Origin of the sequence: Hyphomonas johnsonii MHS-2 (assembly GCF_000685275.1) — a bacterium.
Classification (GTDB): domain Bacteria; phylum Pseudomonadota; class Alphaproteobacteria; order Caulobacterales; family Hyphomonadaceae; genus Hyphomonas; species Hyphomonas johnsonii.
Window position 1 is genome coordinate 806,178 of sequence record NZ_ARYK01000001.1, and the last position, 20,378, is coordinate 826,555.

Annotated in this window: 19 protein-coding genes; 9 read left to right on the plus strand and 10 right to left on the minus strand. The window is 62.6% G+C overall.

Annotation, left to right across the window (positions count from 1 at the left end; all coding sequences use genetic code 11):
• Positions 1–130: 130 nt before the first annotated feature.
• Complete coding sequence (locus HJO_RS03790; RefSeq protein WP_035613632.1) at positions 131–598, plus strand: GAF domain-containing protein; 468 nt, start codon at positions 131–133, stop codon at positions 596–598.
• Here the strand turns inward: HJO_RS03790 and HJO_RS03795 are convergent.
• The 6 genes from HJO_RS03795 to HJO_RS03820 all read right to left on the minus strand — a co-directional run bounded on the left by HJO_RS03795 (position 563) and on the right by HJO_RS03820 (position 5,903).
• Entirely contained in the window at positions 563–2,278 is a 1,716-nt protein-coding gene (locus HJO_RS03795; protein ID WP_162173766.1) for a carboxylesterase/lipase family protein, read from the minus strand. The genes HJO_RS03790 and HJO_RS03795 overlap by 36 nt on opposite strands.
• Positions 2,279–2,415: 137 nt before the next feature.
• Complete coding sequence (locus HJO_RS03800; RefSeq protein WP_035613638.1) at positions 2,416–3,525, minus strand: cystathionine gamma-lyase; 1,110 nt, start codon at positions 3,523–3,525, stop codon at positions 2,416–2,418.
• On the minus strand, positions 3,518–4,501 hold the full coding sequence (locus HJO_RS03805; protein ID WP_035613641.1) for a glutathione S-transferase family protein: 984 nt from the start codon (positions 4,499–4,501) through the stop codon (positions 3,518–3,520). Before HJO_RS03805 ends, HJO_RS03800 begins: the two co-directional genes overlap by 8 nt.
• Positions 4,498–4,920 (minus strand): DUF1330 domain-containing protein, encoded by a 423-nt coding sequence (locus tag HJO_RS03810; RefSeq protein WP_051618130.1) that lies wholly within the window; start codon positions 4,918–4,920, stop codon positions 4,498–4,500. Before HJO_RS03810 ends, HJO_RS03805 begins: the two co-directional genes overlap by 4 nt.
• Positions 4,921–4,923: 3 nt before the next feature.
• A complete protein-coding gene (locus tag HJO_RS03815; RefSeq protein ID WP_035613644.1) occupies positions 4,924–5,331 on the minus strand; it encodes a hypothetical protein in 408 nt (135 codons plus the stop codon).
• The gene (locus HJO_RS03820) at positions 5,328–5,903 is read right to left on the minus strand and encodes an NUDIX hydrolase (protein WP_051618133.1); all 576 of its coding nucleotides are present in this window, start codon (positions 5,901–5,903) and stop codon (positions 5,328–5,330) included. The genes HJO_RS03815 and HJO_RS03820 overlap by 4 nt, the downstream gene beginning before the upstream one ends.
• Positions 5,904–5,948: 45 nt before the next feature.
• Here HJO_RS03820 and HJO_RS03825 point away from each other — a divergent pair, with 45 nt between their 5' ends.
• Entirely contained in the window at positions 5,949–6,227 is a 279-nt protein-coding gene (locus HJO_RS03825; protein WP_156945405.1) for a hypothetical protein, read from the plus strand.
• Here the strand turns inward: HJO_RS03825 and HJO_RS03830 are convergent.
• Positions 6,214–8,517, minus strand: a complete 2,304-nt coding sequence (locus HJO_RS03830) for a S9 family peptidase (RefSeq protein ID WP_084141418.1) — start codon at positions 8,515–8,517, stop codon at positions 6,214–6,216. The genes HJO_RS03825 and HJO_RS03830 overlap by 14 nt on opposite strands.
• Before the next feature lie 143 nt (positions 8,518–8,660).
• Between HJO_RS03830 and HJO_RS03835 the strand changes: the two genes are divergently transcribed.
• Positions 8,661–9,296, plus strand: coding sequence for a tetratricopeptide repeat protein (locus HJO_RS03835; RefSeq protein ID WP_051618134.1), 636 nt, complete (start codon positions 8,661–8,663; stop codon positions 9,294–9,296).
• Between the two features lie 127 nt (positions 9,297–9,423).
• Complete coding sequence (gene ettA / locus HJO_RS03840; protein ID WP_035613650.1) at positions 9,424–11,088, plus strand: energy-dependent translational throttle protein EttA; 1,665 nt, start codon at positions 9,424–9,426, stop codon at positions 11,086–11,088.
• On the opposite strand, the gene HJO_RS03845 is transcribed toward ettA, so the two are convergent.
• The 3 genes from HJO_RS03845 to HJO_RS03855 all read right to left on the minus strand — a co-directional run bounded on the left by HJO_RS03845 (position 11,085) and on the right by HJO_RS03855 (position 13,864).
• On the minus strand, positions 11,085–12,290 hold the full coding sequence (locus HJO_RS03845; RefSeq protein WP_035613653.1) for a glycosyltransferase: 1,206 nt from the start codon (positions 12,288–12,290) through the stop codon (positions 11,085–11,087). The genes ettA and HJO_RS03845 overlap by 4 nt on opposite strands.
• A 158-nt stretch (positions 12,291–12,448) precedes the next feature.
• Positions 12,449–13,075, minus strand: coding sequence for an MlaC/ttg2D family ABC transporter substrate-binding protein (locus HJO_RS03850; protein ID WP_051618253.1), 627 nt, complete (start codon positions 13,073–13,075; stop codon positions 12,449–12,451).
• A gap of 33 nt (positions 13,076–13,108) precedes the next feature.
• The gene (locus HJO_RS03855) at positions 13,109–13,864 is read right to left on the minus strand and encodes an MlaA family lipoprotein (RefSeq protein ID WP_035613656.1); all 756 of its coding nucleotides are present in this window, start codon (positions 13,862–13,864) and stop codon (positions 13,109–13,111) included.
• Positions 13,865–14,007: 143 nt separating this feature from the next.
• Here HJO_RS03855 and HJO_RS03860 point away from each other — a divergent pair, with 143 nt between their 5' ends.
• From HJO_RS03860 to metH, 5 genes are all read left to right on the plus strand, one after another.
• Positions 14,008–14,985 carry an ArsR/SmtB family transcription factor gene (locus HJO_RS03860; protein WP_035613659.1) on the plus strand — a complete coding sequence of 326 codons (978 nt, stop codon included), beginning with the start codon at positions 14,008–14,010 and terminating at the stop codon, positions 14,983–14,985.
• Positions 14,982–15,881, plus strand: coding sequence for a methylenetetrahydrofolate reductase [NAD(P)H] (metF, locus tag HJO_RS03865; protein ID WP_084141424.1), 900 nt, complete (start codon positions 14,982–14,984; stop codon positions 15,879–15,881). Before HJO_RS03860 ends, metF begins: the two co-directional genes overlap by 4 nt.
• A gap of 9 nt (positions 15,882–15,890) precedes the next feature.
• Complete coding sequence (locus HJO_RS03870; protein ID WP_035613662.1) at positions 15,891–16,958, plus strand: homocysteine S-methyltransferase family protein; 1,068 nt, start codon at positions 15,891–15,893, stop codon at positions 16,956–16,958.
• 125 nt (positions 16,959–17,083) lie between these two features.
• Entirely contained in the window at positions 17,084–17,644 is a 561-nt protein-coding gene (locus tag HJO_RS03875; protein WP_035613665.1) for a pyridoxamine 5'-phosphate oxidase family protein, read from the plus strand.
• Positions 17,645–17,655: 11 nt separating this feature from the next.
• Positions 17,656–20,295 (plus strand): methionine synthase, encoded by a 2,640-nt coding sequence (gene metH, locus HJO_RS03880; protein WP_051618139.1) that lies wholly within the window; start codon positions 17,656–17,658, stop codon positions 20,293–20,295.
• Positions 20,296–20,378: the final 83 nt, after the last annotated feature.

Genomic DNA, 20,378 nt, shown 5'->3' on the forward strand with positions numbered 1-20,378 from the left:
CTGGCGCAGGCGTCCCGGCCGCCCACTTTCCCGTCGACTATTCCAGAGGTTGCAGACTGCATCAACGCCCTATTGTCCAATTGCCACGGCGTTGCGATATAGGCCCTCCAAGGCAGAGATGAGGCGAGACATGGACAAGGCTGGGCAGTACCGGGAGATCAAGGCGGAAATCGACAGCGTCGTTGCCGGGGAAACCTCGGTCACCGCCCGCTATGCATCGGCATCCAGCATCCTGGCGCAGGCCTTTGGCCCCCGGTTCTACTGGACCGGATTCTACGAAGTCGACCCGCTGAAAGAGCGCGAACTCGTCGTCGGCCCCTATCAGGGTACGCTCGGGTGCCTGCGCATTCCGTTCGACAAGGGTGTCTGCGGCCATGTCGCCACGACCGGCGAACCGATCATCGTGCCGGACGTCCACGCATTTGCGGGCCATGTCGCCTGCGATTCGGCGTCGAATTCCGAGATCGTGGTGCCGGTCTTCGATGCCAATGGAAAGCTCGCCGCGGTGCTGGACGTCGATTCGACCGAATTCGATGCGTTCGATTCGGACGACCTGGCCGGCCTAGTTGCTGTCTGCGACAGGCTCCTCACCATCTGACGGCATCGGCGAGTCGACGAACAGCGCCACGTCACGCGGGGCGACGATTTCGGTCACCATGTCGATCCGCTTGTTGAGGTTCTCTTCAAGGATGTCGAGCTTGCGGGCCCGCAGCTCGCGGTGCGGCGCGACCGGGTAGTCGAGTTCCATCCATGTATCGGTCTCGGGCGTGTAGGCGGGCCATTCCGGCAGGTCGACGCCGTTCGGGTTTCCGGTGCGCGCGAAATTGGTCCAGTAGGACATCATGATGTCGGTCAGCCGTTCATCGGCGTGCGATACCGGCATCAGCGGCGAATGGCTGTCGAACACGAACGGGATCTCGGCAGAGTGATAGGCGCCGATCGTCTGGTGCCGTGACGGCCAGGTGCGCGAGAAGATGTACATCCATGTGGGTTGGCCGGCGGCAGAATTGTGCCGGCCGATAAAGCGCATGTGGACCCCGAACATGTCGTCGCCCAGCATGTCTTCGGCGCCCTCGTCCCAGGTCTCCAGCGTCTCCATGCCATAGAGCGATTGCAGCGCCTTGGCCGGGTTCGGCCCGAACACATCGGCGAGGGCATCCTCACGGGCCTCGAAGGTTCCCGTCATGTTTTTCGCCAGCACTGTCGGCGACTGGATATCGTCATAGAACAGCGAGCCCTCGTCGGCATTGTAGCCCGCCAGCATCGGCACGCGCGGAACCGATCCGTCGCGGATCGCCTGGCCAATCATTTCAGGCACGACCGCACCATCGACATTCGGCAGGAAATAGCCGGTCAGGTCGCTGCGCGCCTCGGCGCGGGAAATGATCGCGGCCGCCGGGATCGCGCGCAATGTCGCTGCCGTCGCGGCGGGTGGCACCAGGGTCGACATGAATTCCATGCCGACATCTTCGGCGCTGCGCACGCTGACCAACGGCGACTTCTTCAGGTGCAGCGCGTTGTAGCTGCTCGACCCGCTTTCCAGGATCACCTTGTCGAACAGGTCGTGAGACAGCGGCGAGGCCATGATCTCGCTGATCGCCTGCGCGCCGGCGCTTTCGCCGAACAGGGTGACATTCTCCGGATCGCCGCCAAACGAGGCGATATTCTCGCGAACCCATCTCAGTGCCGCGATCTGGTCCATCAGGCCGTAATTGCCGGACGTTCCGTCTTCCTCCGTCAGCGCCGGGTGTGCCAGGTAGCCGAGCGGTCCGAGCCGGTAATTGATCGTCACAAGGACGACGCCTTTTTCGACCAGTCCGTTCGTCTGGTAGAAGCTCTGCGATCCGGAACCGGCCTGGTGCGACCCGCCATGAATCCAGACCATGACCGGCGCCGGCGTGTCGCCGTCAACATTCCCGGAGCGGACGTTCAGGAACAGGCAGGTTTCCGATTCCGGGGGAGTCCGCTGCGCGGCGATGTATTTCTTGGCGAGCATGCGCTTCCACCAGGGCAGGCCGACACCGTCGATGATATCGTCGACAAAGGCGTTCAGGCCGTTGCGCGGCTGCAGGCATTCGGCCCCGAAATTTCGCGCGTCGCGGGGTATTGCGCCCCATTGCGGCGGGATATCCGGCGCGGTCCAGCGCCGTGCCGTCGCGTACGGAATACCGTTGAAGACCTGGATGGCGGGGTTGTCGTGGTCGATTCCACCGATGATGACGCCCTGCTGGATGCGCAGCGGGTCGGCCATTTCCATGGCCGGTGCCGGCTGGTTCAATTTGAACCATCCCCAACCTGCAGCGGCAACTACCGCGAAAAAGAGTACTATACTAAGTCGTTTCATTGCGCGGTTCCCACCAGCAATCCGCAAGAACTATACCACATGAATGGCATTGTCACCGCGACCGTCCCGGATCAGGACAATGTGTCGAGTGTCTGTGTCACCGCTGCAACAAGGTCCGCTGTCGGCTCAATGCCGGCCGCGAAGCGGACAAAGCCGTCCGGTACGTCGTCACCCCAGCGCGCACGGCGTTCCGCGCTCGAATGAACCCCGCCGAAACTCGTCGCGGACGACAGTAGCGGGCAGTCATCAATGAATTGCTCCGCACTCGCCTCGTCGGCGAGTGTCAGCCCGACGATCGGGCCGAACCCCTTCATCTGGCGCATGGCGACCTGGTGGAATGGGTCATTGCCGAGGCCGGGATAATGGACCGACAGGACCGCCGGATGCGATTGCATGGCGCGGGCAACGGCCAGCGCATTGGCGTTCATCCGGTCCAGCCGCAGTTCCAGTGTCTCCAGTCCGCGGTGCAGCAGGTAGGCATCAAACGGGCCGATGATGGCTCCCGACAGGCGCCGGCATGTCTTGATCGCCTCGAACAGGTCTGCGTCGCGCGTCGCGACATGGCCGCACAGCACGTCCGAATGGCCGGCCATCGCCTTGGTGTCCGACATGACCACGATGTCCGCGCCAAGGTCCAGCGGCTGCTGGCAGAGCGGCGTCGCGGTCGTATTGTCTGCCATCAGCAGGGCGCCAGCCGATCTCGCGCGCGCGGCCACGGTGGCAATGTCGCAGACCGCAAGGCCAGGGTTCGATGGCGTCTCGATCTGGACTAGCCGGCACCCTGCCATGTCGGCTGCTGCCATCTCCGCCGTCGGGCAGGTTCGCAGGGTGATGCCCATCGGCACGAACTGGGCGGCCAGCAGGTTGCGCACATTGTAATAGCCATCCGACGGCACCAGCACCGTATCGCCCGGGCGCAGCACGGCCTGGAACACGGACGCGATCGCCGCCATGCCGGACGGGAAAACGACGACCTGCGCATCCTCGAGTATGCCGATTTCCGCCTCGACGGTCTCGACCGTGGGGTTGCCGTTGCGGGCATAGAAATGGCTGCCGTCGGGCGCGCCGGGCAGGTGGAAGGTCGATGTCGCCATGATCGGCAGGGAGACCGGTTCGCCCTTGGCCAGGCGGCCGGTCCGGTGGTGCAGCAGGCGGCTGATGCGGGAAAGGGTGTCAGTCAAGAAGGGTCGCTCCGGTGCCGATCCAATCCCTTAGCGAGGCTTTCGCAGCGCTGTCCAGTCCGGCCCATTCGGTGCGCAGCGCGTCGAGGCATTTTGCCTGGTATTTGAACACGCCCTGTTCGTAACGTCCGCCCTCGATGGTCAGGCTGAATGTCTCCGCGCCTGCTGCCAGCGCATCCGCGTTCGCCTGCAGGAAGGGCAGGTAGGTCTCCCCGGCAATCGCCAGCAGGTCTTTCACCGGCTGACTGATCTCGCCGGACCAGTCGCCCTCGATGCCGCCGGCATCGTCTGCATGGTCCAGCCAGCGGTAGAGGTAAGGCGTCTCGGCGCGCAGCCACGCCATCGGTGTCGGGTCATATGACATGACCTTCAGCTGGCCGTAGAAGGCAAGGTCCGCCAGCGAGATGCAGTCGCCGAACAGGAACCGGGTCGGCCCCAGCGCCATCGCGTCAAGCGCTGCGTTCGTCCGCTTCCAGCTGGCCTCGATCAGCGGCGCGGTTTCCGGCGTGCAGCCAACCAGCGCCATGCGGGAGATCTGCCGCGCGCGAATGCTCTCCGCCGTCTGCTCGATGGCCTCGCGGCCGGCATTCGGCAGCGAGTCGAAGATCAGCCAGTTGGCCACCCATTCGGCATCCTCTTGATAGAACCAGCGATAGTGGAACATCGCCTTCATGAACCACTCGTCGGCCATGTCCTCCAGCAACAGGCAGGCAAAGCGCGCCACTGCGCCGGGCGGCAGCAGCGGCCGGCCCTCCCCCTCGATCGACAGCAGGAAGGGCGTGGAATCATTCGTCCACGTCCCATCCGGCCGCTTGATCACCGGGATCACCGGCGCCTTCACGTTCGGCATCACCTGGCCGCGTTCGGCGACTGTCATGCCGGTCCATGTGTGCGGCAGGCGCTTGGCCCGCATCGCGGCGCGTACCTTCATCGAATAGGGCGAGCCGAGGCCGCCGTGGACTTGATAGCCGCTCATGTCTTTTCTCCGTTCAGCCAGCTTGGCCGCGTCACGATCAGCTCCTGGCACAGGAGGCCCGCGTCGCGGTGGCGCGACATGGATTTGTAATCCTTGTGGTTCAGCATCGCGATGAAGGCCTGGCGTGACGGGAAGTGATTGACCAGCACCCCGTCCCAGTCGCCGCCGCCAATGAAATAGCGCTCGGTCGCGGCCAGCAGCAGCGTCGTTCCGCCGGTTTCCTTCGCCGCTTCGGTGAACGCTTCCGAATAGCGCGCATAGGCGGCCTCGCCACTGATCTCCTCGCCATATTCCGGGTCGCTCGGCTGGTAGGCCGCTTTCACGCGGAATTTCAGCAGGTTCACCTGCGCGATCGGGCCGTCATGGGGGTCGTCACGAAAGGCGCGGAACTGGTCGGCGGTCGGTTGGAAGGCAGGCATGGTTCAGATCGCTCCCGGCGTGGTTTCGATGAGGTCCTGGTGCAGCAGGCCCGCGTCTCTGTGGTAGTGGATCGCGCGGTAATCGTCGCGCTGCGGCATCTCGAGAAACACCCGCCGCGATGGATACCAGGCCAGCGCCACGGCGTCCCAGTCGCCGGTGCCGATCATGAACCGTTGCACCGGGGCGAAATAGACCGGCTTGGCGCCGATCTTCTTGAACACCTTCGACACGCCGGCGCCATAGCGGGCATAGGCCGCCTGTCCGGTCAGTCCCTCGGCAGCTTCCGGCGTTCCCGCGTCGTAGGCGGCCTCAGCGCGGAACTTCAGCAGGTTCACCATGCAGACGGGTTCATCCATGTCGGCCTTGAGGAAGGCGGCAATCTGGTCGGGGCTGGGCTGCAGGGCGGTCATGGCTGTTTCCTCGTTGCGGGGCGCTTGTCCGGATGCTTGCCGAAAAACCGTTCAGTGTAAAACAATGCCGCCGCGTGAAGCCCGTGCTGGACCTCAAGGTCTTCGTAGGCGAGGAAGGCCTCATAGGGCATTTCCACGACCTCGATTTCCTCGTTCGGGTCCAGCGCCTGCGCGTGAGTCTTCGTGCAGCCGGTGGCGAGATAATAGTGCAGCCGGTTGTCCTGCGTCGCCGGGTTCGGAAAGCAGGTGCCGACGTGGATCATCGCGCGCGGCGTATAGCCGGTCTCTTCCTGCAGTTCGCGGCGGCCGGCGGCTTCGGCATCCGTCTCGCCGGGGTCCATCACGCCGCCTGGCAGGCTGGTCAGCACGACGCCGGCAGCGTGGCGATACTCACGGATCAGCACGACATTGCCCTGATCGGTCACCGGGATCAGCGTCACCCAGTCGGTGAATTCCAGCACATGATAGGTTGGCACGATATGGCCATCGTCGCGCTCGCAGCGGTCGGTGCGCACCGACAGGAACTTGTCCTTGAAGGTCTGGTGGCTCTCGAGGGTTTTCCAGGGTTTCATTTTTCTCTCAATATGGTGGATGATCGAGCGTAAGGGGATGCGAGCATGAAAGACAATTCAAACTTCTCGGCTCTGATGCATGCTGTCTGCGTAGGCTTGGGGTATTGCGGGTCGGTCAAGGATGGCCGTACGCTCCACGTTACCGACCTTCTCCCGGCCGCTGGAATGCTGAGCGCCGAGGACTTCGCCAGCTGCGTGTTCCTGGCGGAGGGGATGGCCCCCGACACCAAAAACCATCGCGAAGAAATCATGCAGGCCTTCGTCCAGCACATGGGGGCCGACCGGGTGGACGTCATGCATCTGGACTGGTCTAAGCCGGAGTGAGTGGGCGTTTCTTGAGGTGTCGGTCCAGGAACGCCATCCGCGTCTTCATCAGGTGCACCTGCAAGGCCTCGCCGCGAATGCCGTGGCGCTGGCCGGGATAGGTCATCAGCTCGAACGGCTTGCCCTTCTCCTGCAGCGCGGCCATCAGCCGGGTCGTATTGTCGAAGGTGACGTTGTCGTCGGCCATGCCATGCATCAGCAGCAGGGGTGTTGTGAGGTTGTCGACATAGGGAAACACGCTTGAGGCCTCATAGCCGTCCGGATTGTCTTCCGGCGTGTCCATGTAGCGTTCGGTATAGAATGTGTCGTAGAGGCGCCAGTCGGTCACCGGCGCCCCGGCGGCGGCGGCCGCGAACGTGCCTTCCGGCGCCTGCAAAACGGTCATCAGCGTCATGTAGCCGCCATAGGACCAGCCCTGAATGGCGATGCGGCCCGCGTCCACGAAAGGCTGGCTTTTCAGCCAGTCGACACCGACCAGCTGGTCGCGCACTTCTGGCCCGCCGGTGCGGCGATAGATGACGTCCTCGAACGTCTTGCCGCGATTGGCGCTGCCGCGATTGTCCAGCCGGAACAGGATATAGCCTTCGCGCGCATAGAACTGGTCCGATACGCGGCCCCATTCATTGACCACGGTCTGCACACCCGGCCCGCCATACACCTCGACAATCACGGGATACTGTTTCGCCGGGTCAAAGCCCGGCGGTTTCAGGAGGGAATAGTAGAGGTCTTGCCCGTCTTCGGCTTTCAGCGTCCCGAATTCCGGCATTGAATGATCAGACAGGAACGGCGCATAGGGATGGGTCTCATCCAGCCGGTTCTCCTCGATCCACGCAATCAGCGACCCGTCTGCCTTGTACAGCCCGACCTGCGGCGGTTGGCCGGGCGACGAGGACGCACCGACAAAGGACTGCCCATCCGGCGCCATCGTGATCGCCCACGTCTTGCCGGGCGCGGTGATGCGGGTGGATTCGCCCATACGCATGAACTCGTCCGCATTGGTCCCGGATTTGAGCGTTTCAAAGAACTGTTTCCGATCAACACCAATCCTGTATAGATGCCGTTCAAGCGGCGTGTCCTTGTATCCGGTCACAAAAGCTGTGTTCGATGGGGCATGCGCACCTGCCAACTCGTCGATTGGCCAGTCGCCGTGCGGGAAGAAATGCACTCCTCCACCAGTGAGAAGAACAAGGTGACGGTAGCTGCCGTCACCGTTTTCTGACGTTGTTAGCAGGCCGATGTCCGGAATAATCAAGAAATCAGATCTGAGGTTTACCCAACAGGCCTGATACTCTGCGAGGAATTCTGCGTCGAGCGAGGTGTCAGTTGGCGGCACGCCTTCACCCGACAGTATCTGTCCATCACTGAAACGAACATTTTTCGCTTTGATAAATGTCTGATCTCGATCAACCGCCTGGACCACTAGACTGTCTGAAATCATGTCCACCCGCGCGAGGTACTGGTCCGTCGCCGGCCCCCAATCGTCTCTCCGCCAGTTGATCTCAACCGTCTCGCCCGTCGCCATGTCCCGAACGAACAGGTCCACCACGGCATTCGGCCGCCCGGCGCGCGGATAGCGCTGTTCGATGACCGTCACCTTGTCCGCCTCTATGTCGAAGCGTGGTATGATATCGACCGTGGATTCATCCACGCGCGTATAGGCGACATATTTGTCGTCCGGGCTCCACCAGTAACCGGTGAAACGATGCATTTCTTCCTGCGCCACGAATTCGGCGACGCCATACGAGATGGCCTTGTCCGGTTCGGCGGCGGGCGACAGGCGGGACTCCTCTCCGGTCGTCAGGTCGATCGCATAGAGGGCGCCGTCGCGCACGAAACTGACATGGCGCCCGCCCGGCGACACTTTTGCATCCGTTTCGAACGCATCGCTGTCGGTCAGCTGGCGCACCTGCGGCGTCCCAGCGCCAAGCGTCACCAGGAACAGGTCGCCGCCCATCGGCACCAGGATCGTGTCCGCCGTGCCCCAGCTGTAATCGACGATGCCTTTCGATCCGGCGATGCGCTTTCGCTCGCGCAGGGCCTTTTCCGCTTCGGACAATTCCTCATCGACAGGTTGCAGCAGCTGCGAGTCGACCAGGAGGGCCTGTTCGCCTGTTGCGACCAGGAATTGCCACAGGTCGAACCGGTCCTGCTCGTCCGGACGGCCCTTCAGGAAGGTCACCCGTCGGCCGTCGGGTGAGAATTTCACGCCGCGCGGCGCCGGGCCTGACAGGGAAGGGGATGCATAGAGGCGTTCCAGTGTCAGATCTGTCCGGGATTCAGGCAATGTCACTCTCCGCTCGCTGTCGCGCGCACACTAGCGCCGATCGGGCCGGTGTCATCCCGCTGTACAAAAATCGCGCTGTGATTGTGTTTTTGTGGCGAAACTGTGTTTGACGTCTAGCCAGAATGGCGCGCGTATCTATTGTGAGCGTCATGGAAAATGGGTGGGACTCCTTCGAACAGGTTCACGCTTTGCTTTCCGGCAGTGAGGGCGGTGAAGCGCTGATCAAGGCCGCTGAAGCCATGCGGAAAGCGGCGAACGCCGGTCATGCCGGCGCCGCCAACGAATTCGGTTCCCTGCTGCACCACGGGCGCGGCGTCCCGCAAGACCTCACCGCCGCTCGGGCCTATTACACCCAGGCCGCCGAAAGCGGACTTGCCGCCGCCCAGTTCAGTCTCGGCTTCATGCTGGTGCGCGGCCTCGGCGGTCCCGTCGACAAGGCCCGCGCCCGGACGCTGTTCCTCAGCGCGGCGGCGCAGGGTGAACTCGACGCGATCACCCATCTCGGTGCCATGATGATGGCCGGCACCGGCGGCCCGCAGGAATTCGACACCGCCCGCGACTGGTGGGGCAAGGGCGCCGAACTCGGCGACAGCCGGTGCGCCTTCAATCTCGGCATCGCCCACGCCGGCGGCCATGGTGCGGAGCCCGATTTCGTATCCGCCTGGCGATGGTTCAAGCATGCCGAACACCTCGGCAGTGGCGGCGCCGCGCTGGAACTGGAACGCCTCGAAAGCGTGATGTCGGAAGAGCAGCACAAGGCCGCCCTGGCGCGCAAGTGCTGCTAGGCGGCCTCGGCACCCGTCAATTTTCGCCTGATACCTGCGGGTGACCGGTCCGGCTTGATCTTGGGCCGGGCGCCTGTCATTAGCTGCGCTTTGAAACTCACCCCATTCCAGCAAGGAACAAGGCACGATGGCCGGTCCACAAATCGTCTTCCATATGCAAGGTCTGACCAAGGCCTATCCAGGCGGAAAAAAGGTGTTCGAGAACATCCACCTGAACTTCCTGCCGGACGCCAAGATCGGTGTCGTGGGCGTCAACGGCTCCGGTAAGTCGACCCTGCTGCGCATCATGGCCGGCGAGGACAAGGACTTCCAGGGCGAAGCCTGGGCCGCCGAAGGCGTCAAGGTCGGCTACCTGCCGCAGGAACCGAAGCTGGACCCGACTCTCAGCGTGTTCGAGAACGTCGCCTCCAAATGCCCTGAAAAGCAGATGCTGGCCGAATTCAACGCCATCTCCGAAAAGCTCGGCGAGGATTATTCAGACGAGTTGATGGAACAGATGACCGCGCTGCAGGAGCAGATTGATGCGGCCGACGCGTGGGATATCGATTCCAAGATCGACATGGCCCTGACGGCGCTCGGTTGTCCCGAGAATGACGCGGACGTCTCCGCCCTGTCCGGTGGTGAAGCCCGCCGTGTCGCCATCTGCCAGCTGCTGCTGTCAAAGCCCGACATGATCCTGATGGATGAACCGACCAACCACCTCGACGCCGAAACGGTGGCGTGGCTGCAGAACTACCTGATCAATTTCCCCGGCTGCGTCATCCTCGTGACCCACGACCGTTACTTCCTCGATGACATCACCAGCTGGATTCTCGAACTCGATCGCGGCCGCGGCGTGCCTTTCCAGGGCAACTATTCCGGCTGGGTCGAGCAGAAGGCCAAACGGATGGAGCAGGAAGCCCGCGAGGATACTGGCCGCAAGCGCACGCTGGCCAAGGAACTCGAATGGGTCCGGTCCGGCCAGAAAGCCCGCCAGGCAAAATCCAAGGCCCGTATCAGCGCCTATGAAGACATGGCCTCCAAGGCCGAGCGCGAGAAGGTCATGACCGCGCAGATCCGCATCCCGCCCGGCCCGCGCCTCGGCGGCGTGGTGCTGGAAGCCGAGAACCTGCGCAAGGCGTTCGGCGACAATCTCCTGATCGAAGACCTCGACTTCAAGCTGCCGCCCGGCGGCATTGTCGGCGTGATCGGCCCGAACGGTGCCGGTAAGTCGACCCTGTTCAAGATGATCCTTGGCCAGGAACAGCCGGATGAAGGCACCCTGCGCGTCGGCGAGACGGTGAAGATCGGCTATGTCGACCAGAGCCGTGACAAGCTCGACCCGAGCAAGAACGTCTGGGAGGAAATCTCCGGCGGAACGGACGTGATCGACCTTGGCGGTGTGGAAGTCATGTCGCGCGCCTATGTCGGCGCCTTCAACTTCAAGGGCACCGACCAGCAGAAGAAGGTCGGCCTCCTGTCAGGCGGTGAGCGCAACCGCGTCCACCTCGCCAAGATGCTGAAGGGCAGTCACAACCTGCTCCTGCTCGATGAACCGACCAACGACCTTGATGTGGAAACGCTGCAGGCGCTGGAGGAAGGCCTCGACAACTTCCCGGGTTGCGCCGTGATCATCTCGCACGACCGCTGGTTCCTTGACCGCATGGCGACCCATATCCTCGCGTTCGAGGGCAACAGCCATGTCGAGTGGTTCGAGGGGGATTTCTCGTCCTACCTCGAAGACAAGAAACGCCGTCTCGGCGAAGACGCGGTGAACCCGAAGCGCCTGAAGTTCAAGAAGTTCGCGCGCTAGACGAGGTCGATGTCCTTGACGGTCGGTGACGACACGTCGAGGGCATGCCGGACCGGTTTCGTCCGCACGTCCTCGGCTGCCACACGCTCGTAGAACGGATCGTAGAATGCCGTTGAGACGTCCGGTGCGAACATGCGCTCGGCCGTCAGGCGCGCGTAGCGCCGCATCTGCAGAAGGCGATCAGGCGCGCCGAGGAAGGGCAGGATCGCGGCTAGGGCCGCATCTGCCAGGCGCTCGGCTTCCTCGCCGAAGGCGCGCGCATATTCAGGCTCGCCCCGCGTTTCCGTGGGGGGCTGCAGCCAGTTGCCGATCGCGTCGGTTGGGAGCGGCAACAGGATACCGTTGACGCCGTCCATGACGACCTCGGGGATAGCCTGGACGGCGGTTGCGATGGAGGGCGTGTGCTCGGCCATGGCCTCGATCACCGAATACCCGAATGTGTCGGAGAATGTCGGCAGGAAGCCGAAGTGCGACTGCCCCAGTGCCTTCCGGACAGCCCGATTGGGCAGGCCGTCACGGACCGTCACATTCGGCAGTTTCAGCATGTCGAGATAGGGCTTGATAAAAGTGGGTGAGGTCGGATCGGTCCAGACACTTGCGCCGTATTTCAGCGACGAGATCACCTGGATTCGCAGCGGCAGCTTCTGCTCATGGGCCTTCTTTGCCAGCAGGGCGGCGACGCAGCCGCCCTTCCGGGCAAAGTGGGCACCGACAAATGTAATGGTCAGGTCGTCCAGGCGTCCGGCCTGCAAGCCTTCCGCAAGGGGGTCGGTTGGCGGGCCCATCAGAAGGTTGGGATGGCGGACAAACAGCTTGGCCTCGAGGTCGGCAAGCGCATCCTGGTCCTTTGCCTGGTCCAGGAACTGGCGCCGGGCATAGTGGGACAGGGCAATAATGCGCCGGCACCGGTGGCTCGCGATCTCGCGGCTCATCCAGTCGGTGAAGGCATTGTCGCGTTGAAAACCGAACCGGCGGGGCAGGTGGCTTTCGAAGGAAATGACGTATTTGCGCTCTCCCACCGGAAGGCGGTTGAATGCATGGACGATATCCGCGTTGTGTAGTGGTGCCAGCAGGGCGATGCCGTCAAGATTGCTGTTGATCTTGTCAAACGGTATGAATAGCCGACGATCAATCGTGTGCGCGCTGGTGCGCGGCACAACGAAGGATGTCGGATACCGATCCTTGTAGACAGAGATCTTCATTCTTATTCCTGATTGCAATCAAGCCACTAGACCTGCACCAGGATGCAGGAATCAGGCCGTCAGGGAATTTTGTTCCGATTCTGACCTTCGCCCCGCTTGATGGCACGTTTGCCATCCGGACCCAAATTCCGGGCCAGATTGGCTAACCATGCTGCAGATCAGGTGCGCTTTGATGCCTTCAGGTCGGCTGTCATGCTGTTGATCTTGTTGATCAACGCATCGGCAGAGCCGTTCGACCGGTCGAGCAGGGCAATGAACTGTGCGCGCTGTTCGATTCCCAGCCAAATCAGGTTGCCATCGATGTTGAGGGCAACGTCTACGACCTGGAATTTCCCGTCGCGCTTGAGCACGCGCCAGCGGACATCCATGTCCTTGCCGTCCTGGCGCTTGATCACCGTGTCGACGATCGAATCGGTCGCCGTCCGGTCGACCGAGCCCTCCACGACCACCGCGTTGCCACGATAATCATCCAGCTGGGCCTCATACACGGCCAGCGCGTAGTCGCGGAACGCTGTACGGTAGCGCGCCAGTTCGTCGGGCGTGAACCGGCGGCTGTACTTCCCGATCACGAAATTGGCGACGGCGTTGAGGTCGGTGAACTCGTCCATATACCTGCTGAACGCCTGTGTCCGCTGGGTGGCGTCGAGGGCGGGGTCGTTCAGCGAAGCCAGCACGTCGCTGGCATTTGCCTGGACATATGCTTCGGCTTCTGCATCGGCAAAAGCTGGCGCAGCGCTCAGCGCAAGCGCGGTGATTGCCAGTGCGGTATTACGTAGAAAGGTCAAGAAATCGCTCCTGTTGTCGCCGTCGTTCACTGCCTAGTTGTCATACTCGTCGAAATCCGGGAGATCGTCGTAGGCATTGTTGTTATCCACCTTACCATTACGAATCTCAGCCTGACGCTGAGATGAATAAATACGGCGCAGAGCGACATAAGGTTCCGGTTGTTCGTTCAGGGTCCTGATCTGGTCGTCGAGCGCAACCCTTGCGTTCAGGCCGCCGAGAACGCCGCGACCGATCCGGATCTGGTCGTCGAGGTCGGGTCGGGCAGCAAACTCTGTCCATGTCAGCGGGTCAAAGGCAATATCGACGCCCCTGCCCAGCAGGTCACGCGGATTGGATGGCCCCATGAAGGGCAGGACAAGGTAGGGTCCGCTGCCAACGCCCCAGACAGCGAGCGTCTGGCCGAAATCCTCACGGTGCCCCTTCAGCCCGAAATAGTCGGCTGCATCCCACAGGCCGACAAGGCCGATTGTCGTATTGATCGTGAACCGCAGGAAAGTGTCGCTGGCCCGCGACGGCTGCACCTGGAGCACATCGTTCACGAAAACGACCGGTGCGCCCAGGTTCGACAGGAAGTCGGCGACGCGGTCGCGGCCAAATTCGGGGGTGACCGTCTTGTAGACGGTTGCTGCCGGGCTGATGGCATACTTGTCCACGCCACTGTTGAAAGCGAACACCTGCCTGTTGAACCCTTCGTAGGGATCGTGAACGGCCATCGGATCGGACGGCGGTGTGGAGGCACAGGCGCCGAGTCCAAGCGCGAGGCTTGCGCCTATGAAACGAATTTGCATGAGGAATTTCCCCGATTTGGATTAAGAGCGGTAAATGGAGACGATGACCGGCGGCATCAACTCACAGTTTGGTTAAAATGTACCCCGACGGGTGCGAACATCCTGTCTTGCAATTACATATAAACTCATGTTTATATACTGATATGAAATCAGACCCGGCCATCGTTATCGACCGCTTGCGGGCATCGGGAGAACCGACCCGCCTGCGCATTCTTGCGCTGTTGCGGCAGAAGGACCTGTCGGTTGGCGAACTGGTGCAGATCCTTTCACTCAGCCAGCCCCGTTTGTCTCATCATCTGAAAGCGCTGACAAATGCCGGCCTGGTTGAACGGCTGCCAGAGGGGTCGTTCGTTTTCTATCGCGCGGCGAGCAAGGGCGACGGCAAGATTTTCCTCGATTTCCTGTTCGAGCAGGTCGATGTCGACACGCCTGCCTTCGAGCGTGATTCGGCGCAGCTGGAAGATGTCGGAGTGATGCGCTCGGAGTCGGCCAAGACCTATTTCTCCCGGGTTGCGGGAACCTGGGACACGATCCGGTCGCTGCACTATCCGAACGAGGCGATCGAGCAGAACCTGCTCGCCCTGGCCGGCCCGGGGCCGTTTCGCCGGGTTGTCGACTTCGGCACGGGCACCGGGCGCATGCTGGCCCTGTTTGCGCCCCTCGCGAAGGAAGCCGAAGGTATCGACCTCAGCCACCACATGCTGACGGTTGCCCGCGCCAATCTCGAACGGGAAGGTATCGATGCGGCCCGCGTCCGGCAGGGTGATGTGACGGCAGTGCCGTTCGAGGACGGGACGGCCGATCTGGTGATCATCCACCAGGTGTTGCACTATATGGATGCGCCGGGCAGGGCGATCGCCGAAGCAGGCCGCGTGCTTGTGCCGGGCGGGCGCCTGCTGGTTGTCGACTTCGCGCCGCACGACCTGGAGTTCCTGCGGGCCGAGCATGGCCATCTCAGGCTGGGTGTCCGGCATGACACGATGGCGTCGTGGGCCAGCGACGCAGGACTCACGCTGTCAGCGCCGCGCGTGCTGGCACCGCCGAAGGGCTCGGATCCCGGCCTTGAGGTCAATATCTGGGTGGCCGACAAGCCGGCAGAAGCCCGGGAGGCGGTCGCGTGAGCACATTTTCGATTGCTGATCGCCAGTCAGACGCGGCGCCGTCCGTGTCATTCGAATTCTTCCCGCCGAAGAGCGACGCCATGGCGGCGCGCCTGTGGGAAACGGTGCAGCGGCTGGAGCCGATGGCGCCGGACTTCGTGTCCGTCACCTATGGCGCTGGCGGCTCGACGCGCGAGCGCACACATGACACCGTCAAGCGGATTGCCGGCAGCACGACCTTGCTTCCTGCCGCGCACCTTACCTGCGTTTCGGCAACGAAGGCAGAAGTACTGAGCGTGGCAGATTCCTATGCCGCGGCCGGCGTGCACCACATCGTCGCCCTGCGCGGAGACCCGCCCGAAGGCATGAGCGGCACCTTCACGCCCCACCCGGCAGGTTTTGCGAACTCCGTCGAACTCATTGAATCCCTGTCGGATGCCGGCCAGTTCGAAATTTCCGTGTCTTGCTACCCGGAACCGCACCCCAACAGTCGCGGATGGGACGAAGACCTCGCCTTCCTGAAAGCCAAGCAGGACGCCGGCGCAACGCGCGCCATCACGCAGTTCTTTTTCGAGCCGGACGTCTACCTCCGCTTCGTGGAGCGGGCCCGCGCCCGGGGCATCACGATGCCGCTGGTGCCGGGCATCATGTTGCAGCCCAATTTCGCAGGGCTGAAGCGCATGGCGGGCATGGTCCAGGCCAGCGTACCTGCCTGGCTCGACCGGCTCTATGACGGGCTGGATGACGATAGCGAGACCCGCGATCTTGTCACGGCGACGGTCGCGGCCGAACTCTGCCACAAGCTGGCCGACCAGGGCGTGAACCAGTTCCACTTCTACACCTTGAACCGGGCCGGGCTGGCATTGTCGACCTGCCGCCTGCTCGGACTGAAACCCAAACCCGCGCAACCTGCATGAGGGGCTGACATGAACCGGACCGAACGCATCGCCGCCATGAAGGCTGCCGCAAGGGAGCGCATCCTGATCCTCGACGGCGCCTGGGGTGTGATGATCCAGCGGCGCGGCCTCGACGAGGCCGATTTTCGTGGTGACCGCTTCGCCAGCCACGAAGGCCAGATGAAGGGCAACAATGACATCCTCTGCCTGACCCGGCCCGACATCGTGACGGACCTGCACCATGCCTATTTCGAAGCAGGCGCCGACATTTCCGAAACGAACACGTTCTCGGCGACTACGATCGCGCAGGACGACTACAAGCTCGATGCGGATGCGGTGCGTGACATCAACCATGAAGGCGCAAAGCTGGCGCGCGCGGCGGCAGATGCCTGGACCGCGAAGACGCCGGACAAGCCGCGCTTTGCAGCCGGTTCGATTGGCCCGCTCAACAAGATGCTGTCCATGTCGTCCAACGTGAATGATCCCGGCCACCGCGCCGTGACGTTCGACGAGGTGTACGACGCCTACCGCATGCAGGTGAAGGCACTGAACGACGGCGGTGTCGATCTCTACCTGATCGAGACCATCACCGACACGCTGAACTGCAAGGCCGCGATCAAGGCGATCATGGACCTTGAAGCGGAAGGCATGGACAAGCTGCCGATCTGGATTTCCGGTACGATTACCGACCGGTCCGGCCGCACACTGTCAGGCCAGACAGTCGAGGCGTTCTGGAATTCCGTGCGCCATGCCAAGCCATTCGCGATCGGCTTCAACTGTGCCCTTGGAGCGGACCTGATGCGCCCGCACATCGCCTCGCTGTCGCGGATCGCCGACACGCTGGTTGCCGCCTATCCGAATGCTGGCCTGCCCAACGAGATGGGCCAGTATGACGAGACTCCGGGCCAGACCTCGGGCGAACTGCAGGGCTGGGCCAAGGACGGCATCGTCAACATTCTCGGCGGCTGCTGCGGGACGACGCCGGAGCATATCGCGGCCATCGCGAAGGCCGTTGACGGTGTGAAGCCGCGCAACCCCGCACCGACATCGCATGACATGCGCCTGTCCGGCCTGGAACCGTTCGTGCTGGCGTCATGACCCGACAACAGGCCTGGAATTACGGGCACAGCAAATCCGTGGATGCTTTCAGCGCGGTTGAACACGGCAACCGGCCGCTGGATGCCGGGCGCGGGCGCGTCTGACGGATTGAAAAGGACCAGGCCATGGGCAAGACCTACGACAGACTCGACACCAAGCTGACCGCTTTCATCAAGGCGCAGAAAATGTTCTTCGTCGCGACGGCGCCGCTGAGTGCGGACGGTCTCGTGAACGTGTCGCCCAAGGGGTATGACAGCTTCGTTATCATTGATGACATGACGGTCGCTTATCTCGACCTCGGCGGCTCCGGAATCGAAACGCAGGCGCATGTCCAGGAAAATGGCCGCATCACCATCATGTTCTGCGCGTTTGAAGGCGCGGCCAATATCCTGCGTCTGTATGGCAAGGGCGAGGCCATACAGTTCGACGATCCCCGCTTTGACAGCCTGCTGGAGCATTTCCCGGGGTTCGACAAGGCGCGCGGGATTATCGTCGTGCGCCTTGAACGCATCGCCGACAGCTGCGGCTGGGCCGTGCCGTTCTACGAGTTCAAGGAAGAACGTGACCAGTTGAAGCGCTACACGGACAATCCGCAGCGTGACGCGGATTACTGGGCTGAAAAATACCGTACCAGCAATGCCAGGAGCCTCGACGGGCTGCCGGGCATCCGCTCCCAATCTGACTGACCGGAAATCGAATGACCAAGCAAACCGCGACCTTCATCAATATTGGCGAACGCACAAACGTGACCGGGTCTGCCGTGTTCCGGAAGATGATCACGGCTGGCCGCTATGACGATGCCGTCGAAGTGGCGCGCAATCAGGTCGAGAACGGCGCGCAGATCATCGACGTCAACATGGACGAAGGCATGCTGGATGGCGTCGAGGCGATGCGCACCTTCCTCAACCTGATCGCTGCCGAACCGGATATCGCCCGCGTTCCCGTGATGATCGACAGCTCGAAATGGGCCGTCATCGAAGCCGGCCTGAAGTGCGTGCAGGGCAAGGCCATTGTGAACTCGATCTCCATGAAGGAGGGCGAGGAAGCGTTCCGCACCAATGCGCGCACTTGCCTGTCCTACGGGGCGGCCGTTGTTGTCATGGCATTTGATGAGGCGGGCCAGGCGGATACCGCCGCGCGCAAGGTGGAGATCTGCCAGCGTGCCTACAAGATACTCACCGAAGACGTTGGCTTCCCGCCGGAGGACATCATCTTCGACCCGAACGTCTTTGCCGTTGCGACGGGGATAGAAGAGCACAACAATTACGCGGTCGACTTCATCGAGGCAGCGAAGGTGATCCGCGAGACTTGCCCGGGCTGCCACATTTCCGGCGGGCTTTCGAACGTCTCCTTCAGCTTCCGGGGCAACGAGCCCGTGCGCCGGGCCATGCATTCTGTGTTCCTCTATCATGCCATCCCGGCGGGCATGGACATGGGCATCGTGAACGCCGGCCAGCTCGACATCTATGACGATATCGAACCCGAACTGCGCGAACGCGTCGAGGACGTCATCCTCAACCGGCGGCCTGACGCGACCGAGCGCCTGGTCGACCTGGCTGAAACGTTCCGGGGCCAGAAGGGGAAGGTGCAGGAGAAGGACACGCGCTGGCGCGAGGCACCTGTCGCCAAACGGATCGAGCATAGCCTGGTCCACGGCATCACCGAGTTTATCGAAGCCGACACGGAAGAGGTGCGCCAGTCTGTCGAGCGCCCGCTCCACGTGATCGAAGGCCCGCTGATGGATGGCATGAATGTTGTTGGAGACCTGTTCGGTTCCGGCAAGATGTTCCTGCCTCAGGTGGTGAAGTCGGCGCGCGTGATGAAGGCCGCCGTGGCCTATCTCGAGCCCTTTCTTGAAGAGGAAAAGGTTCGTCTCGGTACGGTGGATGTTTCCAACGGCAAGGTGCTGATGGCGACGGTGAAGGGCGATGTCCACGACATCGGCAAGAACATTGTCGGCGTGGTGCTTGCCTGTAACGGCTATGAGATCATCGATCTCGGCGTGATGGTTCCAGCCGAGAAGATCCTCGAGACGGCGATCGAGCAGAATGTCGATATCATCGGCCTGTCGGGCCTGATCACGCCCAGCCTCGACGAGATGGTCTATGTTGCATCGGAGATGCAGCGGCGCGGGATGACGCAGCCGCTGATGATCGGCGGGGCGACAACGAGCCCGGCGCACACGGCGGTGAAGGTGGATCCTGTCATCCAGTGCGCCCCGGTAATTCATGTTTCGGATGCCAGCCGGGCAGTGGGCGTTGTCAGCGCATTGCTGAGCGCTGAAGACAAGCCCGCGCTGGTGGAGCAAACCCAGGCGCGCTACCACCGGATGCGGGAATCCCGCAAAGGCGGCCCGCCCAAGCCGCGCCTGCCAATCGCCGAAGCCCGGGCGGCGGCCCTGAAGATTGACTGGGACGCATATGAGCGCCCCGAGCCGACGTTTTCCGGTGTGCGCACGTTCGACGATCTCGATCTGGCCACGCTCGCCCGCTACATCGACTGGACGCCCTATTTTTCCGCCTGGGACCTGGCAGGGCATTACCCGGCCATCCTGACCGACAAGGTGGTCGGTGAAGCGGCGAGCGGCCTGTGGCGCGACACCGAGGCGATGATGCAGCAACTGGTCGGCCAGGCCTGGTTCGCGCCGAAAGCCGTGGTGGGATTCTGGCGCGCGAACAGCCGGGTCGACGACATCCTGCTGGAAACCGGCGACACGTTCCACACGCTGCGCCAGCAGATGGTGAAGGACAATGAGCGCGCCAATTTCGCGCTGTCTGACTTCATCGCGCCTGACGGTGACGACTGGATTGGCGGGTTCTGCGTGACGTCGGGTTCGGAAGTGGAAGGTATCGCAGCCGAGTTCGCGGCCAAGGGCGACGATTATTCAGCCATCATGGTGAAGGTGCTGGCAGACCGGTTTGCCGAAGCGACGGCCGAGTACATGCACGAGCGCGTGCGCCGCGAATTGTGGGCCTATGCACCAGACGAGGCGATGGACACGCTTGACCTTGTTGCCGAGAAATATCGCGGGATACGCCCCGCACCAGGGTATCCGAGCCAGCCGGAGCACACCGAAAAGCACACGCTGTTCAGGCTGCTCGAGGCCGAGAAGCGGATCGGGGTGTCGCTGACGTCCAGCTGCGCCATGACACCGGCCTCAAGTGTGTCGGGCATGTACTTCGCGCACCCCGAGAGTGTCTATTTCGCCGTCGGGCGGATCGAGCGCGACCAGGTGGAAGACTATGCTGCCCGCAAGGGCTGGGACATTCGCACGGCCGAGCGCTGGCTGGCGCCGATCCTGAACTATGACCCGCTCGCCGTAAAAGCCGACGCCTGACCGCCGAGATAGGGCAGGGATCGCCGAGGGTGAATCCGGGCGTTTTGTCGGTGAAGTGCCGGAGCCAGTCGGCGTGCCCTGAT

Excerpts from the sequence above, each read along its gene's own strand:
- HJO_RS03790 (WP_035613632.1), top strand. The coding sequence starts at position 131 with ATGGACAAGGCTGGGCAGTACCGGGAGATCAAGGCGGAAATCGACAGC.
- HJO_RS03805 (WP_035613641.1), bottom strand. The coding sequence starts at position 4,501 with ATGAGCGGCTATCAAGTCCACGGCGGCCTCGGCTCGCCCTATTCGATG.
- HJO_RS03810 (WP_051618130.1), bottom strand. The coding sequence starts at position 4,920 with ATGCCTGCCTTCCAACCGACCGCCGACCAGTTCCGCGCCTTTCGTGAC.
- HJO_RS03815 (WP_035613644.1), bottom strand. The coding sequence starts at position 5,331 with ATGACCGCCCTGCAGCCCAGCCCCGACCAGATTGCCGCCTTCCTCAAG.
- HJO_RS03820 (WP_051618133.1), bottom strand. The coding sequence starts at position 5,903 with ATGAAACCCTGGAAAACCCTCGAGAGCCACCAGACCTTCAAGGACAAG.
- HJO_RS03825 (WP_156945405.1), top strand. The coding sequence starts at position 5,949 with ATGAAAGACAATTCAAACTTCTCGGCTCTGATGCATGCTGTCTGCGTA.
- HJO_RS03835 (WP_051618134.1), top strand. The coding sequence starts at position 8,661 with ATGGAAAATGGGTGGGACTCCTTCGAACAGGTTCACGCTTTGCTTTCC.
- ettA (WP_035613650.1), top strand. The coding sequence starts at position 9,424 with ATGGCCGGTCCACAAATCGTCTTCCATATGCAAGGTCTGACCAAGGCC.
- HJO_RS03845 (WP_035613653.1), bottom strand. The coding sequence starts at position 12,290 with ATGAAGATCTCTGTCTACAAGGATCGGTATCCGACATCCTTCGTTGTG.
- HJO_RS03855 (WP_035613656.1), bottom strand. The coding sequence starts at position 13,864 with ATGCAAATTCGTTTCATAGGCGCAAGCCTCGCGCTTGGACTCGGCGCC.
- HJO_RS03860 (WP_035613659.1), top strand. The coding sequence starts at position 14,008 with ATGAAATCAGACCCGGCCATCGTTATCGACCGCTTGCGGGCATCGGGA.
- HJO_RS03870 (WP_035613662.1), top strand. The coding sequence starts at position 15,891 with ATGAACCGGACCGAACGCATCGCCGCCATGAAGGCTGCCGCAAGGGAG.
- HJO_RS03875 (WP_035613665.1), top strand. The coding sequence starts at position 17,084 with ATGGGCAAGACCTACGACAGACTCGACACCAAGCTGACCGCTTTCATC.
- metH (WP_051618139.1), top strand. The coding sequence starts at position 17,656 with ATGACCAAGCAAACCGCGACCTTCATCAATATTGGCGAACGCACAAAC.